The organism is Bradyrhizobium frederickii, assembly GCF_004570865.1.
Classification (GTDB): domain Bacteria; phylum Pseudomonadota; class Alphaproteobacteria; order Rhizobiales; family Xanthobacteraceae; genus Bradyrhizobium; species Bradyrhizobium frederickii.
Genome location: NZ_SPQS01000021.1, coordinates 29,313 through 46,548 on the forward strand (window position 1 = coordinate 29,313; position 17,236 = coordinate 46,548).

Below are 17,236 nucleotides of genomic sequence, written 5' to 3' on the forward strand. Positions count from 1 at the left end.
TTGGCCACACCCGAACATGAATAAAATCACTCTAATGTTTTTGAAGGGCAGCGGCAGCTTCGAAGGCGTCGGAAAATCCCAAGGTCGATTCAAATCTTGGCTCTGATTTTTCGGGTCTGAAAGGGTTGACCGGGGAAACTGGTTTGCGATGCGCACGAAGATTGACAAGCAGAGGCTGCCGAGCCGTCACGTGACGGAAGGCCCTGCGCGTGCGCCGCATCGGTCCTACTTCTACGCCATGGGTCTGACCACCGAGCAGATCCACCAGCCCTTCGTCGGCGTCGCTTCCTGCTGGAATGAAGCTGCGCCCTGCAACATCGCGCTGATGCGCCAGGCCCAGGCGGTGAAGAAGGGCGTGGCATCGGCCGGCGGCACCCCGCGCGAATTTTGCACCATCACCGTCACCGACGGCATCGCCATGGGACATGACGGCATGCGCTCGTCGCTGCCGTCGCGCGAATGCATCGCCGATTCCGTCGAGCTCACCGTTCGCGGCCACGCCTATGACGCCCTGGTCGGGCTCGCCGGCTGCGACAAGTCGCTGCCCGGCATGATGATGGCGATGGTTCGTCTCAACGTGCCCTCGATCTTCATCTATGGCGGCTCGATCCTGCCCGGCACGTTCCGCGGACAGCAGGTCACCGTGCAGGACATGTTCGAGGCCGTCGGCAAGCACTCGGTCGGTGCCATGTCGGACGAGGACCTCGACGAGATCGAGCGCGTGGCGTGCCCCTCGGCGGGCGCCTGCGGCGCGCAGTTCACCGCCAACACCATGGCGACGGTCTCCGAGGCGATCGGCCTCGCCCTGCCTTACTCGGCCGGTGCGCCGGCACCGTATGAAATCCGCGACGCGTTCTGCATGACCGCGGGCGAGAAGGTCATGGACCTGATCGCGTCCAACATCCGCCCGCGCGACATCGTCACCCGCAGGGCTTTGGAGAACGCGGCTGCCGTGGTCGCCGCCTCCGGCGGCTCGACCAATGCTGCGCTGCACCTGCCGGCCATCGCGCATGAGTGCGGCATCAAGTTCGACTTATTCGACGTCGCCGAAATCTTCAAAAAGACACCATATGTCGCGGATTTGAAGCCGGGCGGCCGTTATGTCGCCAAAGACATGTTTGAAGTAGGTGGCATACCGCTTCTGATGAAGACGCTGCTCGACAACGGCTTCCTGCACGGTGATTGCCTTACCGTCACGGGCCGCACGATCGCCGAAAACCTCAAGAGCGTGAAGTGGAATCCGCACCAGGACGTGGTGCACCCGGCAGACAAGCCCATCACCGTGACAGGGGGGGTGGTCGGTCTGAAGGGCAATTTGGCGCCAGAAGGTGCGATCGTGAAAGTCGCGGGAATGTCCAACCTCAGGTTCACCGGTCCGGCCAGGTGCTTCGACCGTGAGGAGGATGCTTTCGAGGCGGTCCAGAACCGCACCTACCGCGAAGGCGAAGTCATCGTGATCCGCTACGAGGGGCCGAAGGGCGGCCCCGGCATGCGGGAAATGCTCCAGACCACCGCGGCGCTGACCGGCCAGGGCATGGGCGGCAAGATCGCACTCATTACCGACGGCCGCTTCTCCGGCGCCACCCGCGGCTTCTGCATCGGCCATGTCGGCCCGGAAGCCGCCATTGGCGGCCCGATCGGGCTGCTCGAGGACGGCGACATCATCGAGATCGACGCGGTCGCCGGTACCCTTAACGTAAAATTGAGCGACGCCGAGCTCGCCCAGCGCAAGACCAAATGGAGCGCTCGCGCGACTAACCATACGTCGGGTGCGCTCTGGAAGTATGCTCAGCAGGTTGGACCAGCGGTCGGGGGGGCAGTGACCCATCCGGGCGGCGCGCACGAGAAACAGTGCTATGCGGACATCTAGGCGTGCCATAGTTGCGTTTGTGTTGGGGGCTAGTGCGCTGGTCGCGCCGGCGCTTGCCTTCGACGGCGCTCCGGTCAACCCGAAGGACGCGACCATCCCGGTCGTGACCACCTTGCCGGGGACCGCGGCGACCGTGCGCGGCAAGATCGCGCCGGCGGCTGTGCCTCAGGAAACCTCGCTCAGTGCGCTGCAATATGCCGCCGAGGGCGGCCACCCCATCGCGCAGTGGAAGCTTGGCCGCATGTACGCCAATGGCGACGGCGTCGCCCAGGACGATCTGCGCGCCTTCGAATATTTCAGCCGGATCGCCAACGCGCATGCCGAGGACAGCCCGTCGGCGCCCCAGGCGCAGATCGTGGCCAACGCCTTCGTCGCGCTCGGCCGGTACTATCTCAGCGGCATCCCGAACTCGAAGATCAAGTCGGATCCGGAGCGGGCGCGGGAGATGTTCTCCTATGCGGCGTCCTATTTCGGCAATGCCGACGCGCAATACGATCTCGCCCGGCTGTACCTAAAGACGCCGGACGCCTCGCGTGAGGATTTCCGCTATGGCGCGCGCTGGCTCGGTCTTGCCGCGCAGAAGGGCCAGCACCAGGCACAGGCGCTGCTCGGCCAGATGCTGTTCAACGGCGACCGTTTGCCGCGACAGGCCGCCCGCGGCCTGATGTGGCTGACCCTGGCGCGTGACAGCGCGGGCACGGAAGAGACCTGGATCAAGGAAAGCTACAACCGCGCCTTCGCCAAGGCCTCCGACGACGACCGCGCCATGGCCCTGCAAATGCTGGAGCAATGGGTGCAGGGCCGTCGGGAATAGACGGGATCGCGTAGGGCGGGCAAAGGCGCCTTGGCGCCGTGCCCACTATTTCGCCGATTAGGCCGCCTCCAGATCCAGATCCGCCCACACCGGCACGTGGTCCGACGGCTTCTCCCAGCCGCGCACATAGCTGTCGATCCCGACATTGGCGAGCTTGTCGCTGGCCTGCGGCGACAGCAGCAGATGGTCGATCCGCAGCCCCTGGTTCTTCTGCCAGGCGCCGGCCTGGTAGTCCCAGAAGGTGTACAGCCCGCCCTCGTCGGTGACCGCCCGCAAGGCGTCGGTCAGGCCGAGGCCGAGCAGGGACTGAAAGCTCTCCCGCGTATCGGCCTTGAACAGGGCGTCCTCGGTCCAGGCGGCCGGATTATGCACGTCGCGGGCATGCGGGATGACGTTGAAGTCGCCCGCGAGGATGAGCGGCTCCTCGGTCTTGAGGCGCTCCTTCGAATAGTCAAGAAGTCGGGACATCCATTTGAGCTTGTAGGGATATTTCTCGGTCCCGACCGGATTGCCGTTGGGCAGATAGAGGCAGGCGATGCGCAGCACGCCCGATTTGAGCGTCACCACGCCTTCGAGGAAGCGGGCATGGGCGTCCTCGTCGTCGCCGGCAAGCCCCGACTTGGTCTCGTCGAAGCGGAGCTTCGAGAGCAGGGCGACGCCGTTGAAGGTCTTCTGCCCGTGCGTGACCACGTTGTAGCCGAGCGCCTCGATTTCCAGCCGCGGAAAGGCCTCGTCGACGCATTTGATTTCCTGGAGGCAGACGATGTCCGGCTGGCACTCCTTCAGCCAGGTCAGCAGCAGGTCGATCCGCTGCCGGACCGAGTTCACGTTCCAGGTGGCTACTCTGATGGTCATGTCGGCGGGCTCCGGGCAGGGGCCATGGTTAGAACAAACTGCAAACGCGCCCGTCAAGGATGCCGCAAAATCTCCCACAAAATTAACCCGGCTTAAGCAGGCGGAAGGGCATTGATCGTCAAAAGGTTCCTCGGATGGGCTGGCCGGACAAGTCGATGAAGCGAACTGCGCCGCGTGACGGCCTGATCGGCGCCTTCCTGTATTGGCTCGGCGGCTTCGAGATCGAGGACGGGCTGACCGCCGGTCTCAGCGAGCGCGAGATCCGCCGCATCCGCGCCAAGCAGATCGACGCCGTGACGCAGCTGATCCCGGTGACCATGGCGGTGACGATGCTGAACGTCGCCATCGTGCTGATCCTGTTCTGGGGCCGCGGCTGGAACGACTTCCTCACCATCTGGGGCCTGACGCTCGCCACCACCGCCTCGCTCGCGGTGCGGTCATGGCGGAGGTCGCATCAGAACCCGCCGCAGGAGGCCTCGCCCCGTGCCGCGCGGCAGATGCTGCGGCAGGCGGCCTTCCTCGCCGCGATCTGGAGCGCGCTGCCGCTGGCTCTGTTCAGCCGCATCGAGCCGACCAGCCAGCTGATCCTGGCCTGCCTGATTGTCGGGATGATGTCCGGCGGCGCGTTCACACTCTCGACCTTCCCGCGCGCCGGCCTCGTCTATCTCGCCACCGTGACGGTCGCCTGCGCCGGCGCGCTGCTGTTGTGCGGCACCGGGCCCTATCTGGTGACGGCCGTGTTCCTGCTGCTGTTCGCGTTCTTCATGGCGCGCAACATCGTCTCGCAGGGCAATCTCTTCCTCGGCAATCTCAAGGCCCAGCTCGAGCTCGAGCGGCAGACCGAGATCATCTCGCTGCTGCTGAAGGATTTTCAGGAGAACGCCAGCGACTGGCTGTGGCAGACCGATGCCGAGGGGCGTCTGGTCGACGTCCCCGACCGCTTCGCCGACGTCGCGCAGGTGCCGCTGCCGCTGCTGAAGGGATCGTATTTCGCCGACGTGCTCGACATGCTCTGCCCCGAGGACAAGAGCGCGGCCTACAACGTCGTCGGCCTGATGGAGCAGAACGAGCCGCTGCACGAGATGAACCTCAAGGTCGTCGCCGGCGGCGAGGCGCGGCTGTGGTCGCTGACGGCGAAGCCGGCCTATGACCGCGAGGGACAGTTCCTCGGCTATCGCGGCTTCGGGCGCGATGTGACCGAGCGCTGGCGCGCCGAAAAGGCCGAGGCCGAGAGCCGCGCCAAGTCCGACTTCCTCGCGGTGATGAGCCACGAGATCCGGACGCCCATGAACGGCGTGCTCGGGCTTGCCAGCATGCTGCTCGAGACCAGGCTCGATCCGGAGCAGCGCGAGGCGGTCACCACGATCCGCGAATCCGGCGACATTCTCCAGCGCATCCTCAACGACATCCTCGACCTGTCCAAGCTCGAGGCCGGACGCTTCCAGTTCGAGGCGATCGATTTCGCCCCGCAGACGCTGGTCGAGACTGTCGCAAGCGTCGCGCGCGCGAGCGCCAAGGGCAAGAGCAAGGAATTGGCAATCAAGATCGGACTTGATCCGAACCTGCCGCCGACGCTGCGCGGCGATGTCGCGCGCATTCGCCAGGTGCTGCTCAACCTCGCGTCCAACGCGGTGAAATTCACCGATGAAGGCGAGGTGACGATCTCTGCCACCTGTCAGGCGCGCCGCGACCTGCTGGCGACCGTGGAATGGGCGGTGACTGACAGCGGCATCGGTATCGCCCCCGAAAAGCTCGGCCAGCTCTTCAGCGACTTCGCGCAGGCCGATGCCTCGATCAGCCGCCGCTTCGGCGGCACCGGGCTCGGCCTTGCGATCTCGCGGCGCATCATTGAGCAGATGGGCGGCACGATCGGCGTCACCTCGACGCCGGGGCAGGGCTCGACCTTCCGTTTCACGCTGGTGCTGCCCTGGAGCCTGGCGCAGGCATCCGACCAGGCGTCGGAGCGCGACGAGGCCGACGAGCTCAAGGCCCGCATCGCCGGCCTTGATCGGCCGCTAAAGGTGCTGGTCGCCGAGGACGATGCGGTCAACCGCATGGTCGTGAGCAAGATGTTAGGGGCCTTCGACGTCGAGCTGCGGGTCGTCACCGATGGCGCCGAGGCGGTCGCGGCTGCGACCGAAGGCAATTACGACGTCGTGCTGATGGACGTGCGCATGCCCGACATGGACGGGCTTGCCGCCACCCGCGCCATCCGCGCGCAAGGCGGGCGCTTCGCAGGCCTTCCGATCGTCGCGCTGACCGCGAACGCCTTCCCCGAGGATGTCAGGATCTGCCGCGAGGCCGGCATGTCGGACTTCCTCGCCAAGCCGCTGCGCAAGCTGGCGCTGGTCGCCGCCCTGCTGCGCGCGCTGGATGGCTACACGATGTCGGACGACGCGCCGCTCCAGCCGGACCTGATGCCGGTCGCAATGGAGTGGACGGACGAGGAAAGGCAGGCGACCGGCACGTAGCCGGGTCAGACCGAGAAGCTGGTGCCGCAGCCGCAGGACGCGGTGGCGTTGGGATTGTTGACACGGAACGAGGCGCCGATCAGATCGTCGACGAAATCGACCTGCGATCCCGCCAGGAACGGCTGCGAGGCGGAATCGACCAGCACCACCGCATTGTCCTGTTCGATCACGAGATCGTCGTCGGTCCGGGCACGGTCGATGTCGAACTTGTACTGGAAACCCGAGCAGCCGCCGCCCTCGACCGAGATGCGCAGCATCGCGCCAGACCCTTCGCCCTTGAGGATCTCCCCAATCCGGCGTGCGGCCCGGTCGCTGATGGTCACGGCAGTGGTCATTGTCGGTCTCCGATAGTCCGGTCGTCCTGCGTCATACCCATTTCATTTGGTATCCCGCGTCCGGCATAGTTAAGTGCAAGGATACGCAGAATCAAATGGATAGGGACTAAATTCGTCGTGTCCGTCGGAATGGCAGCCCCCCGCGCGCCCTATGCCTGCGATCCCGACCGAAGCCGTGGCCGGCTGGTGGCGGAGCCGCCGAGCCGGACCCGCAGCCCGTTCCGGCGGGATTGCGACCGGGTGATCCATTCCACCGCGTTCCGCCGGCTGAAGTACAAGACCCAGGTGTTCGTGTTCCACGAGGGGGATCATTACCGCACGAGGCTGACCCACTCGCTGGAGGTGGCGCAGATTGCCCGCGCGCTGGCGCGGCAGCTCGGGCTGGACGAGGACCTCACCGAAACCCTGGCGCTTGCCCACGATCTCGGTCATCCCCCGTTCGGCCATGCCGGTGAGCGGGCGCTCGATGCCTGCCTGAAGGAATTCGGCGGCTTCGACCACAATGCCCAGACGCTCCGCGTCGTCGCTTCGCTGGAGCACCGCTACCCCGAGTTCGACGGGCTCAACCTGACCTGGGAGTCGCTGGAGGGCATCGTCAAACACAACGGTCCGCTGACCGATCGCAGCGGCGCGCCGGTCGGGCGTTATCGCGAGCACGGCACTCCCGTCGGCATCGCCGACTACGTCAAGACCTATGACCTCGAATTGTGGAGCTTCGCCTCGCTGGAGGCGCAGGTTGCCGCGATTGCCGATGATATCGCCTATGACGCCCACGACATCGACGATGGCCTGCGCGCCGGCCTGTTCCATCTCGACGATCTCAAGGTGATGCCGCTCACGGCGGAGATCATCGCCGAGACCTCTGCGCATTATCCTGACCTCGAAGACCTCAGGCGCGGCGCCGAACTGGTGCGCGAGCTGATCTCGCACCTGATCGGCGCGGTGTTCGCGCAGGCGCAGAAGAACCTCGCCGCGGTGAGGCCGCAATCGGCCCAGGACGTGCGCCAGCAGAGCCGGACCCTCGTCGCGTTCCCACCCGAGGTCGCGGAGGAAGAGGCCGCCATCAAGGCCTTCCTCTACCAGCACATGTACCGCCACAAGCGGGTGATGCGGGTGATGGGGGAGGCGGAGCAGATCCTGTTCGACCTGTTCGCGAAATACCTGCAATCCCCTGGCGAGCTGCCGCCGGAATGGCTGCTCGGGGCGGAGGCGGACAATGAGGGCGACAGGGCCCGCCGGATCGGCAATTTCATTGCCGGAATGACCGACCGTTTCGCCCTGACCGAGCACCAGCGGCTCTTTGACTCGACCCCGGATTTGCGTTAGGCGGCGGCCATGCCCGACACATCCTCATCCCTGCATTTGTTCGCCGACGTGCTCGCACGCGTGCATGCCGCCTGCCGCGCGCTTGCGAAGGACGCCAACTGGCCCGAGGGCATCGATTTCTCACGCGTGGTGGTCGAACCGCCGCGCGATGCCTCCCATGGCGACATGGCGACCAACGCTGCCATGGTGCTGGCGAAAGAGGCCAAGGCAAAGCCGCGCGACCTCGCCGAGCAGATCGCCGAGCGGCTGCGTGCCGACGCGCTGATCGCCAAGGTCGACGTCGCCGGTCCCGGCTTTATCAACCTGACACTCAAGCCGGCCGCCTGGGCCGAGGCGCTGCGGACGGTGCTGCGCGAAGGCGCCGATTACGGCCGCGTCCGCGGCGGCTCCAAGGTCAATGTCGAATACGTCTCGGCCAATCCGACCGGGCCGATGCATGTCGGCCATTGCCGCGGCGCCGTGTTCGGTGACGCGCTGGCGAGCCTGCTCCAGTTCGCCGGCCACGACGTCACGCGCGAATATTACATCAACGACGCCGGCGCCCAGGTCGACGTGCTCGCGCGCTCCGCCTTCCTCAGATATCGCGAGGCGCTCGGCGAGGACATCGGCGCGATCCCGGAAGGCCTCTATCCCGGCGACTACCTCAAGCCGGTGGGGCAGGCGCTGGCGAAGGAGCACGGCGACAAGCTCCTCGCGATGAGCGAGGCCAGGTGGCTGCCGACGGTCCGCGCCAAGGCGATCGCGATGATGATGGACGAGATCAAGGACGATCTCGCCGCCCTCAACATCCGCCACGACGTGTTTTTCTCGGAGCGCTCGCTGATCGAAGGCGGCAACAACAAGGTTGCCGAGACCATCGACTTCCTGAAGGCCAAGGGCGACATCTACGAAGGCCGCCTGCCGCCGCCGAAGGGCGCCCCGGTCGAGGACTGGGAAGATCGAGAGCAGCTGCTGTTCAAGGCGACCGCCTACGGTGACGATGTCGATCGTCCGCTGATCAAGTCGGACAATTCCTACACCTATTTCGCCTCCGACATCGCCTACCACAAGAACAAGTTCGACCGTGGTTTTGCGGAGATGATCGACGTCTGGGGCGCCGATCATGGCGGCTACATCAAGCGCATGCAGGCGGCGGTGAAGGCGACGACGTCGGGCAAGGGCTCGCTCGACGTCAAGATCGTCCAGCTCGTCAAGCTGCTGCGCAATGGCGAGCCGGTGAAAATGTCCAAGCGGAGCGGGGACTTCGTCACCTTGCGTGAGGTGGTGGATGAAGTCGGCCAGGACGCCGTCCGCTTCATGATGCTCTATCGCAAGAACGACGCGGTGCTCGACTTCGACCTCGCCAAGGTCATGGAACAGTCGCGCGACAACCCGGTGTTCTACGTGCAGTACGGTCACGCCCGCGGCCACTCGATCTTCCGCAACGCGCGGGCCGAGGTGTTCCCGGAGCTTCCCGAGGATACCGGCGAACGGGTCGCCTGGCTCAGTGAGTCGGCGGTCGAACGGTTGTCGGACCCGGTCGAGCTTGAACTTCTCAAGCGCCTCGCAATATATCCTCGCATGCTCGAAGCCGCCGCCGCGGCCCACGAGCCGCACCGAATTGCCTTTTATCTCTATGATTTAGCCAGCGAATTTCATGCACTTTGGACGAAGGGGCGCGATTTGCCCTATTTACGCTTCATTATCAATAATGATGCAGATCTAACAAAGGCGCGGCTGGCCATGGTCCAGGGCGTCGTCTCGGTTCTGGCATCGGGCCTCGCCATCCTCGGCGTCCATGCTCCGAACGAGATGCGGTAGTTTGGGGCGAACTACTTAAGGGGAATTCGGGGGTAACCGGCAGAAGCCGGATCGCTTAGACTTGGTTGAAAGCCTTGTGGGTCGAAAGCCGTGCCTTGGTCGAGGGGCGCGCGGCTTTCCCGAAGGGACGCATCATCACGATGGCCGAACGATATCAGGACAGACCGTTTCCTTCCGATGACTATGGTCGCGGTGGCGATCAGCATGGCAGGACGGACAGCGATCCCTTGGCTGAGCTCGCCCGCCTGATCGGACAGACCGATCCTTTCGCCGCGCAGTCGCGGCCAGGTGCGCGTCCGCCGGCCATATCTCCGCCCACCCAGGGCTATCAGGACGACGACCGGCACGACGATGATCGGCATGACGATGCCGAGCCTGCGCCGCCCGGACCGCCCTCATGGGTGCGGCGCGCCAATGTGCAGCCGCAGCCGGCACCCGCGGAGCCTGACTATCCGGTAACCGTCAATCCGGTTCATCCGTTGCATCGCTATTCGGTCCCGCCCGCCGCGCCGGAGCCTGAACTTCGTCAGCCGCCGGCCTATCAGGATCACGCCTATCAGGATCAGGCCTACCAGCAGCAGGCCGCCCATCAGGAGCCGTATCTGCAGCAGCCCGATCCGTCGCGCTACGACGATGCGCTCTATGGCCGGCTCGAGGCGGGCGAGCAGGACTACCAGCGTGAGCCGGCCTATCCGGACGATCCTTACGCGTACCAGAGCGAGTATCCGGAGGAGGAGCTCGACGAGCCCAAGAAGCAGCGCGGCGGCATGATGACGGTCGCGGCCATCCTGGCGCTGGCCGTGGTCGGCACCGGCGCGGCCTTCGCCTACAAGACCTATATCGGCTCGCCCCGCAGCGGTGAGCCGCCGATCATCAAGGCGGACAACACCCCGACCAAGATCGTGCCCGCGCCGACGGATTCCTCGGCCAAGGTGCCGGATCGCATGGTGAGCGGCGACGGCACCGAGAAGATCGTGCCGCGCGAAGAGGCGCCGGTGGACGTCAACGCCAAGGCAGGCGGTCCCCGCGTGGTGTTCCCGCCGCTGAACCAGAATGCGAACCCGCCATCGGTCGCGAGCGTGTCGCCGTCCACGGTGCCGCCGCCAGGCGCAAGCAACGGCACGCTGCCGAACAATTCGCCGCGCCCGATCAGGACCGTCGCCGTGAAGGGCGATCAGACCGACAGCGCCGCACCGCAAACGGCTGCCGCCGCCAAGCCCACTTCCGCGCCGAAGCCTGTTGCCGCGCCGGCACCGGCTGCGCCGCGCAACCCGCCGACCTCGGCCAATGCCAGCGCCAATCAACCGATGTCGCTGGCGCCGCAATCTTCCCCGGCGGCCGAGCCGCCGCAGCGGATGGCTGCGACCACGCCGACCCAGATCGCGCCCGCCAGCAGCGGCGGTGGCTACATCGTGCAGGTCTCCTCGCAGCAGAGCGAGGAAAGCGCCGCCTCGTCCTACCGCGTGCTTCAGAGCAAATATGGCAGTGTGCTCGGCTCCCGCTCGCCGGTGATCAAGCGGGTCGACCTGACCGACAAGGGCAAGGGCGTCGTCTACCGCGCCTTCGCTGGTCCCTATGCCTCGGCGGAGGAAGCGACGCATGCGTGCAACAGCCTGAAGTCCGCCGGCCTGTCCGCCTGCTTCGTCCAGAGGAATTAACGGCCGTTTCCTTGACCCCCTCGCGGGTCAGGGTTAATCGGCCGTTATGAGCACGCGGGCCTTCATTACCGGCGTATCCGGAACGGAACTGACCGCCGTCGAGCGGGAGTTTATCCGCGACCAGCGCCCATGGGGCTTCATCCTGTTCAAGCGCAATGTCGCAACGCCAGCGCAAGTCGCTGCATTGGTTGCAGAATTGCGCAAGGAGGTCGGTGTCGCCGACGCGCCCGTCCTGATCGACCAGGAAGGCGGACGGGTGCAGCGGCTCGGTCCGCCGCACTGGCCGGTCTATCCGCCGGGCGCCGTGTTCTCGACCTTGTACGACACTGATTCGGCGCTTGGCCTCACTGCGGCGCGCCTGTCCGCCCGCCTGATCGCGGCTGACCTGGCCGATCTCGGCATTACCGTGGATTGCTTGCCGCTGGCCGACGTGCCGGTCGCGGGCGCCGATGCCGTCATCGGGAACCGGGCCTACGGCACCGAACCGGTCAAGATCGCGGCGATCGCGCGCGCCGTCACCGAAGGGCTGGAGCAGGGCGGCGTGCTGCCGGTCCTTAAGCACATTCCCGGTCATGGCCGCGCCACCGCGGACACCCATTTCAAGTTGCCGACGGTTGATACGCCGAGGGACGAGCTGGAACGGACCGACTTCGCGGCGTTCAAGCCGCTGTCGGACCTGCCGATGGCCATGACTGCACATGTTGTGTTTAGCGCGGTCGACCCCGCCCATCCGGCGACGACATCTGCGACAATGATTGCTGACGTGATTCGCGGCGCAATCGGGTTCCAGGGTTTGTTGATGAGTGATGACGTGTCGATGAACGCGCTGTCGGGGAATATCGCCGAACGGACCCGCGCCATCTTCGCGGCCGGCTGCGATGTGGCCCTGCATTGCAACGGCAATATCGAGGAGATGCGTGCGGTTGCCGGTCAGACGCCTCTGCTGTCGGGCCGGGCGCTGGAGCGGGCGAATGCCGCGCTCGGCGCGCGCAAGGCGCCGCAGCCGCTCGACCGCGAGGCCGCACGCGCTGAGCTGGACGCATTGATCGCACGGACAACCACGGCATCCGCATGACCGCAGAAATTCTATCCTTCGAAACCGGGCGGCCCGCAGAGCTTGCCGAGGGTGAGCCGGCGTTGGTGGTGGATGTCGAGGGCTATGAGGGCCCGCTTGACCTGCTGCTCGCGCTGGCGCGGCAGCAGAAGGTCGACCTTGCCAAGATCTCGATCCTGGCGCTGGCCGACCAATATCTCCACTTCATCGAGGCGGCGCGAAAGATCCGGCTCGAGCTTGCCGCCGACTATCTCGTCATGGCGGCGTGGCTCGCCTTCCTGAAGTCGCGCCTGCTGCTGCCCGAGCCGCCGAGCGCGGAGGGCCCGAGCGCCGAGCAGATGGCCACCGCGCTCGCCAACCGCCTGCGCCGGCTGGAAGCCATTCGCGAAGCCGCCAACCGCCTGATGAACAGGCCGCAATTGCAGCGCGACATCTTCCCGCGCGGCGAGCCCGAGCAGATCGCCGAGATCAAGCATCCGAAATACACCGCGACATTGTACGATCTGCTCACCGCCTATGCCGCGCAGCGCCAATCGCGCGTGCTGGCGAGCGTGCATCTGGCCAAGCGCACGGTGTGGTCGCTCGCCGAAGCGCGCGCCACGCTGGAGCGGCTGGTCGGCAGCCTCAACGAACAGGACGACTGGGGCGTGCTGGACGATTTTCTGGTCAGGCATGTCGCCGATCCCACGCAGCGCGCGACGGTGTTCGCCTCCAGCTTTGCCGCCGCGCTGGAACTGGTGCGCGAAGGTCAGCTGGAACTGAATCAGAAAGAGGCGTTTGCGCCCATCTATTTCCGGAAGGGGCGCCCAAAACCGGTCCCGGACGCAGCTCCTGCGCCTGATGCGCCGGTCGCTTAAGTGCAAGAAGGAGAATCTGCCATGGCAAGCCTGGCTGAAGTGCGGGTAGAAGAGGCCGAGCCGATGGAGAACGAATCCCAGGCACGTCCCGAGGAATTGCGGCTGCTGGAAGCGCTGCTGTTCGCTTCGAGTGAACCGCTGGACACCGCGACGCTGGCCAAGCGCATGCCCGAAGGGGTCGACGTCAAGGCCGCGCTGGAACAGCTCCAGGCCGACTATTCCTTGCGCGGGGTGAATCTCGTCCGCGTCGCCAACAAATGGACCTTCCGCACGGCCGGCGATCTCGCCTGGCTGATGACGCGGGAAAGCACCGAGACCCGCCGCCTGTCACGCGCCGCGATCGAGGTGCTGGCGATCATCGCCTATCACCAGCCGGTGACGCGCGCCGAGATCGAGGAGATCCGCGGCGTCGTCACCTCGAAGGGCACGCTCGACGTGCTGCTGGAGACCGGCTGGATCAAGCCGCGTGGCCGGCGCAAGACGCCGGGCCGTCCGCTGACCTTTGGAACCACGGAGGACTTCCTGTCGCAGTTCACCCTGGAACAGCTCGGCGACCTGCCGGGCCTCGAGGAGCTGAAAGGCACGGGTCTCCTGGATTCGCGCCTGCCGACCGGATTCAGCGTGCCGACACCGTCTGACGATCCGACGCTGCGCGAGGACGAGGATCCGTTGGAACCGGGCGATGACCTCGATTTGGCGCTCGCACCTGCGGTCGAGCCCGAGACTCCGGAAACGACTGCGGAAGCCGGCACTGAGGATCGCGGCGAGGGCGGCAGCGAGGACTGACGTACCGTCCGCTTACGGTCCCCTGCGACCGGTTAACACTAGCAAGATTACGTAGCGCCGACAGCGAATTGGCGCTGCCTTGGTCCTTGTTTTTGAGGCCTGCCAAGCCTAGGTTTCGGTAAGATCGGCCGGGTCCCCGGCTATGCGCGTTTGGAGGGTTGCAGGATGGGTTCTCTCAGCATTTGGCACTGGATCCTGGTGATCGCAGTGGTCCTGCTGCTGTTCGGCCGCGGGAAGATTTCGGATCTGATGGGCGACGTGGCGCAAGGCATCAAGGCGTTCAAGAAGGGCATGCAGGACGACGACAAGTCCGCCGAGAAGCCCGAGCCGGCCAAGTCGATCGAGCACAATGGTGCACCGACCGCGGCGCGGACCGACGTCGGCAGCAAGGCCGTCTGAGCCGAAAGCAGCACGCGAGACGCGGGTAGGGCGGCCCCGATCCTGCGCGCAAGGGATTGGGCCGGTTGCGGCTTCGCGTGAACGGAAGACCTCATGTTCGACATCGGGTGGAGTGAACTGGTCCTCATCGGGGTCGTGGCCCTGATCGCCATCGGCCCGAAAGAGCTGCCGGGCGTGCTGCGCATGGTCGGACAATGGATGGGCAAGGCGCGCAAGATGGCCGCCGAATTCCAGGGCCAGTTTCAGGAAGCGATGCGCGAGGCCGAGATGGCCGACCTCAAGAAGAGTTTTGACGAGGTCAAGGAAGCTGCCACCGGATTCAATCCGCTGACCTCGCTCCAAAAGGACGTCAGCGACGCGCTCCGCGTCGATGCGCTGGACAAGCCCGCAGAGACGCCGACGACCACGGCTGTCGAACCGCCTGTCGCTCCTACCACTCCGGAAGCGCCGACGCCCGCGACTTTCATGGAAGCCGAAGCGCATGCGGCTGCCAACGAGCCGCTTGCGATCACCCGTGAGGTCGAGCAGGCAAAGGTGGCGCAGGACACCGCGCCCTCCGAAGCGATCAAGGACGCCAAAGCGTCATGACCGACGCCGATATCGAGGCCAGCAAAGCCCCGCTGATGGACCATCTGATCGAGCTGCGCTCGCGGCTGATCAAGGCGCTGCTCGGCTTTGGCATAGCCTTCATCTTCTGCTTCTTCTTCGCCAAGCAGATCTACAACGTGCTGGTCTGGCCGTTCGTGTGGATCGCGGGCCCCGAGAACTCCAAGTTTATCTACACGGCGCTGCTGGAATATTTCATCACCCAGCTCAAGCTCGCGTTGTTCGGCGCGGGCTTCATCTCGTTCCCGATCGTCGCGACCCAGATCTACAAATTCGTCGCGCCCGGCCTCTACAAGCACGAGAAGCAGGCCTTCCTGCCGTATCTGGTCGCGACTCCGTTCTTCTTCGTGCTCGGCGCGGCGCTGGTCTATTTCGTCGTGCTGCCGATGCTGGTCCGCTTCTCGCTCGGCATGCAGCAGGCCGGCGGCGACGAGACCGCGCAGATCCAGCTCCTGCCCAAGGTCGGCGAATATCTGTCGCTGATGATGTCGCTGATCTTCGCCTTCGGCATCGCCTTCCAGCTTCCGGTGATCCTGACTCTGCTCGGCCGGATCGGCATCGTCAGCTCGAAGATGCTGCGCGAGAAGCGCCGCTATTTCATCGTCATCGCCTTCGTCATCGCCGCCGTGCTGACGCCGCCCGATGTGCTCAGCCAGTGCTCGCTCGCGATCCCCCTGATGGCGCTCTACGAGGGCTCGATCATCGCGGTCGGTATGGTGGAGCGGAAGGCCGCGGCCTCGCAAGCGGCTACCGGCACCGACGTGTCGACGCCGGCCAATCCGGCGGAGTAGGGGCGGCTCCGCCCCCTCGGTGTCATTCCCCGCGAAGGCGGGGAATCCAGTACGCCGCGGCCCTTCCAGGAATCACCGCGTCTCTGGAATACTGGATCATCCGCCTTCGCGGATGATGACAGCTGTGCTAGGGGGAGCGGCCATTTGCATGAATGCAAATCGAGAATTTGCAGGCTTGCAACAAGCCCAGGACCACAGCCATGCACGACATCAAATCGATCCGCGACAATCCGCAAGCCTTCGACGCCGGTCTCGCCCGGCGGGGTCTGAAGCCGTTGTCGGCCGCGCTGCTCGCGATCGACGAGACGCGGCGTGCGGCGATTCTCGCGTCCGAGCAGGCACAGGCGCGGCGCAACGCGGCCTCCAAGGAGATCGGCGACGCCAAGAAGGCCAAGGACGAGGCGCGCGCCGCCAAGCTGATGGCCGAGGTCGCCGAGCTCAAGACCACGATGCCGCAGCTCGAAGCCGCCGCGAAGGCCGCCGACGAGGAGCTGAGCAGAGAGCTGTCCGCGATCCCGAACATTCCGTTCGACGAGGTGCCCGATGGCGTCGACGAGCACGGCAACGTGCAGCGCCACGTGTTCGGCAACAAGCGCAACTACAATTTCGCGCCGAAGCTGCACGACGATCTCGGCACCGCGCTCGGCTACATGGACTTCGAGGCGGCGGCAAAGCTTTCCGGCGCGCGCTTCGTGGTGCTGAAGAAGGGCCTCGCGCGGCTCGAACGTGCGATCGGCCAGTTCATGCTCGACCTGCACACCACCGAGCACGGCTATACCGAGATCAACCCGCCGCTGCTGGTGCGCAACGAAGTGATGTTCGGCACCGGACAATTGCCGAAATTCGAGGACGATCAGTTCTGGGCGATCAAGGGCGAGCTTCTCGTTGCGCCCGACCAGGAGCGGCTGAGGACCGAGCGCCTCGGCCTGATCCCGACCGCCGAAGTCTCGCTCACCAATCTCGCGCGCGAATCCATCCTCGACGAGAAGCAGCTGCCGATGCGGCTCACCGCGCTGACGCCTTGCTTCCGCGCGGAGGCCGGAGCTGCCGGGCGCGACACGCGCGGCATGATCCGCCAGCACCAGTTCACCAAGGTCGAGCTGGTCTCGATCACGACGCCGGAGACCAGCAAGGACGAGCTGGAGCGGATGCTGTCCTGCGCCGAGCAGGTGCTGCAGAAGCTCGATCTGCATTATCGCGTGATGACGCTGTGCGCGGGGGACATGGGCTTCTCGTCGCAAAAAACCTATGACATCGAGGTCTGGATGCCCGGGCAGGGCGAGGGCGGCATGTTCCGCGAGATCTCCAGCTGCTCGGTCTGCGGCGACTTCCAGGCGCGGCGCATGGATGCGCGCTCGCGCGGGCCGGACGGCAAGCCGCGCTTCGTGCACACGCTGAACGGCTCCGGCACCGCGGTCGGCCGCGCGCTGATCGCCGTGATGGAAACCTATCAGCAGGAGGACGGCTCGATCGCCGTCCCCGACGTGCTCCAGCCTTATATGGGCGGAGTGAAGGTGATCGCGCGCGACTAAAGCGTTTTCGAGCGAAGTGGATACCGGTTCGCGTCAAGAAAACGCGGCATGACGAGAATCGCGTTGCGAAGATCGGGCGGCC

15 protein-coding genes are annotated in these 17,236 nt (G+C 65.5%); 13 read left to right on the forward strand and 2 right to left on the reverse strand.

What is annotated here, in order from left to right:
* Positions 1-148: 148 nt before the first annotated feature.
* Together ilvD and E4K64_RS29755 are read left to right on the forward strand one after the other, a co-directional pair.
* Positions 149-1,870: a dihydroxy-acid dehydratase gene (gene ilvD, locus E4K64_RS29750; protein WP_126257479.1), complete on the forward strand. Its 1,722-nt coding sequence runs from the start codon at positions 149-151 to the stop codon at positions 1,868-1,870.
* Positions 1,857-2,684, forward strand: a complete 828-nt coding sequence (locus E4K64_RS29755; RefSeq protein ID WP_135166663.1) for a tetratricopeptide repeat protein — start codon at positions 1,857-1,859, stop codon at positions 2,682-2,684. The genes ilvD and E4K64_RS29755 overlap by 14 nt, the downstream gene beginning before the upstream one ends.
* 57 nt (positions 2,685-2,741) lie before the next feature.
* Here the strand turns inward: E4K64_RS29755 and xth are convergent, their stop codons facing one another.
* Positions 2,742-3,539, reverse strand: coding sequence for an exodeoxyribonuclease III (gene xth, locus E4K64_RS29760; protein ID WP_135166664.1), 798 nt, complete (start codon positions 3,537-3,539; stop codon positions 2,742-2,744).
* Positions 3,540-3,673: 134 nt separating this feature from the next.
* Here xth and E4K64_RS29765 point away from each other — a divergent pair, with 134 nt between their 5' ends.
* Positions 3,674-6,010 carry a hybrid sensor histidine kinase/response regulator gene (locus tag E4K64_RS29765; RefSeq protein WP_135166665.1) on the forward strand — a complete coding sequence of 779 codons (2,337 nt, stop codon included), beginning with the start codon at positions 3,674-3,676 and terminating at the stop codon, positions 6,008-6,010.
* Positions 6,011-6,015: 5 nt separating this feature from the next.
* Here the strand turns inward: E4K64_RS29765 and erpA are convergent, their stop codons facing one another.
* A complete protein-coding gene (erpA, locus tag E4K64_RS29770) occupies positions 6,016-6,345 on the reverse strand; it encodes an iron-sulfur cluster insertion protein ErpA (RefSeq protein ID WP_024342679.1) in 330 nt (109 codons plus the stop codon).
* Positions 6,346-6,474: 129 nt separating this feature from the next.
* Between erpA and E4K64_RS29775 the strand changes: the two genes are divergently transcribed.
* The 10 genes from E4K64_RS29775 (at position 6,475) to serS (ending at position 17,154) form a co-directional block, all read left to right on the forward strand.
* The gene (locus E4K64_RS29775) at positions 6,475-7,671 is read left to right on the forward strand and encodes a deoxyguanosinetriphosphate triphosphohydrolase (RefSeq protein ID WP_167772330.1); all 1,197 of its coding nucleotides are present in this window, start codon (positions 6,475-6,477) and stop codon (positions 7,669-7,671) included.
* Positions 7,672-7,680: 9 nt separating this feature from the next.
* Positions 7,681-9,471 carry an arginine--tRNA ligase gene (gene argS, locus E4K64_RS29780; RefSeq protein ID WP_167772331.1) on the forward strand — a complete coding sequence of 597 codons (1,791 nt, stop codon included), beginning with the start codon at positions 7,681-7,683 and terminating at the stop codon, positions 9,469-9,471.
* A gap of 140 nt (positions 9,472-9,611) precedes the next feature.
* A complete protein-coding gene (locus E4K64_RS29790; protein WP_135166668.1) occupies positions 9,612-11,129 on the forward strand; it encodes an SPOR domain-containing protein in 1,518 nt (505 codons plus the stop codon).
* Between the two features lie 46 nt (positions 11,130-11,175).
* Positions 11,176-12,204 (forward strand): beta-N-acetylhexosaminidase, encoded by a 1,029-nt coding sequence (gene nagZ / locus E4K64_RS29795; RefSeq protein WP_135166669.1) that lies wholly within the window; start codon positions 11,176-11,178, stop codon positions 12,202-12,204.
* Entirely contained in the window at positions 12,201-13,040 is an 840-nt protein-coding gene (locus E4K64_RS29800) for a segregation and condensation protein A (protein ID WP_126257487.1), read from the forward strand. The genes nagZ and E4K64_RS29800 overlap by 4 nt, the downstream gene beginning before the upstream one ends.
* Positions 13,041-13,061: 21 nt before the next feature.
* Positions 13,062-13,826, forward strand: a complete 765-nt coding sequence (scpB, locus tag E4K64_RS29805; protein WP_167772332.1) for an SMC-Scp complex subunit ScpB — start codon at positions 13,062-13,064, stop codon at positions 13,824-13,826.
* Positions 13,827-13,991: 165 nt separating this feature from the next.
* Entirely contained in the window at positions 13,992-14,225 is a 234-nt protein-coding gene (locus tag E4K64_RS29810) for a twin-arginine translocase TatA/TatE family subunit (protein WP_028136237.1), read from the forward strand.
* A 93-nt stretch (positions 14,226-14,318) separates the two neighbouring features.
* Positions 14,319-14,813 carry a Sec-independent protein translocase protein TatB gene (gene tatB / locus E4K64_RS29815; protein WP_135166671.1) on the forward strand — a complete coding sequence of 165 codons (495 nt, stop codon included), beginning with the start codon at positions 14,319-14,321 and terminating at the stop codon, positions 14,811-14,813.
* Positions 14,810-15,622: a twin-arginine translocase subunit TatC gene (gene tatC / locus E4K64_RS29820; RefSeq protein ID WP_135166672.1), complete on the forward strand. Its 813-nt coding sequence runs from the start codon at positions 14,810-14,812 to the stop codon at positions 15,620-15,622. Before tatB ends, tatC begins: the two co-directional genes overlap by 4 nt.
* A 200-nt stretch (positions 15,623-15,822) precedes the next feature.
* Complete coding sequence (serS, locus tag E4K64_RS29825; protein WP_135166673.1) at positions 15,823-17,154, forward strand: serine--tRNA ligase; 1,332 nt, start codon at positions 15,823-15,825, stop codon at positions 17,152-17,154.
* The last annotated feature ends 82 nt before the right edge of the window (positions 17,155-17,236 follow it).

Bases quoted from the DNA above. Each gene is read 5' to 3' on its own strand.
- serS (WP_135166673.1), top strand. From the start codon at position 15,823: ATGCACGACATCAAATCGATCCGCGACAATCCGCAAGCCTTCGACGCC.
- E4K64_RS29810 (WP_028136237.1), top strand. From the start codon at position 13,992: ATGGGTTCTCTCAGCATTTGGCACTGGATCCTGGTGATCGCAGTGGTC.
- nagZ (WP_135166669.1), top strand. From the start codon at position 11,176: ATGAGCACGCGGGCCTTCATTACCGGCGTATCCGGAACGGAACTGACC.
- ilvD (WP_126257479.1), top strand. From the start codon at position 149: ATGCGCACGAAGATTGACAAGCAGAGGCTGCCGAGCCGTCACGTGACG.
- E4K64_RS29755 (WP_135166663.1), top strand. From the start codon at position 1,857: ATGCGGACATCTAGGCGTGCCATAGTTGCGTTTGTGTTGGGGGCTAGT.
- scpB (WP_167772332.1), top strand. From the start codon at position 13,062: ATGGCAAGCCTGGCTGAAGTGCGGGTAGAAGAGGCCGAGCCGATGGAG.
- tatC (WP_135166672.1), top strand. From the start codon at position 14,810: ATGACCGACGCCGATATCGAGGCCAGCAAAGCCCCGCTGATGGACCAT.
- erpA (WP_024342679.1), bottom strand. From the start codon at position 6,345: ATGACCACTGCCGTGACCATCAGCGACCGGGCCGCACGCCGGATTGGG.
- E4K64_RS29775 (WP_167772330.1), top strand. From the start codon at position 6,475: ATGGCAGCCCCCCGCGCGCCCTATGCCTGCGATCCCGACCGAAGCCGT.
- E4K64_RS29765 (WP_135166665.1), top strand. From the start codon at position 3,674: ATGGGCTGGCCGGACAAGTCGATGAAGCGAACTGCGCCGCGTGACGGC.
- E4K64_RS29800 (WP_126257487.1), top strand. From the start codon at position 12,201: ATGACCGCAGAAATTCTATCCTTCGAAACCGGGCGGCCCGCAGAGCTT.
- xth (WP_135166664.1), bottom strand. From the start codon at position 3,539: ATGACCATCAGAGTAGCCACCTGGAACGTGAACTCGGTCCGGCAGCGG.
- argS (WP_167772331.1), top strand. From the start codon at position 7,681: ATGCCCGACACATCCTCATCCCTGCATTTGTTCGCCGACGTGCTCGCA.
- tatB (WP_135166671.1), top strand. From the start codon at position 14,319: ATGTTCGACATCGGGTGGAGTGAACTGGTCCTCATCGGGGTCGTGGCC.
- E4K64_RS29790 (WP_135166668.1), top strand. From the start codon at position 9,612: ATGGCCGAACGATATCAGGACAGACCGTTTCCTTCCGATGACTATGGT.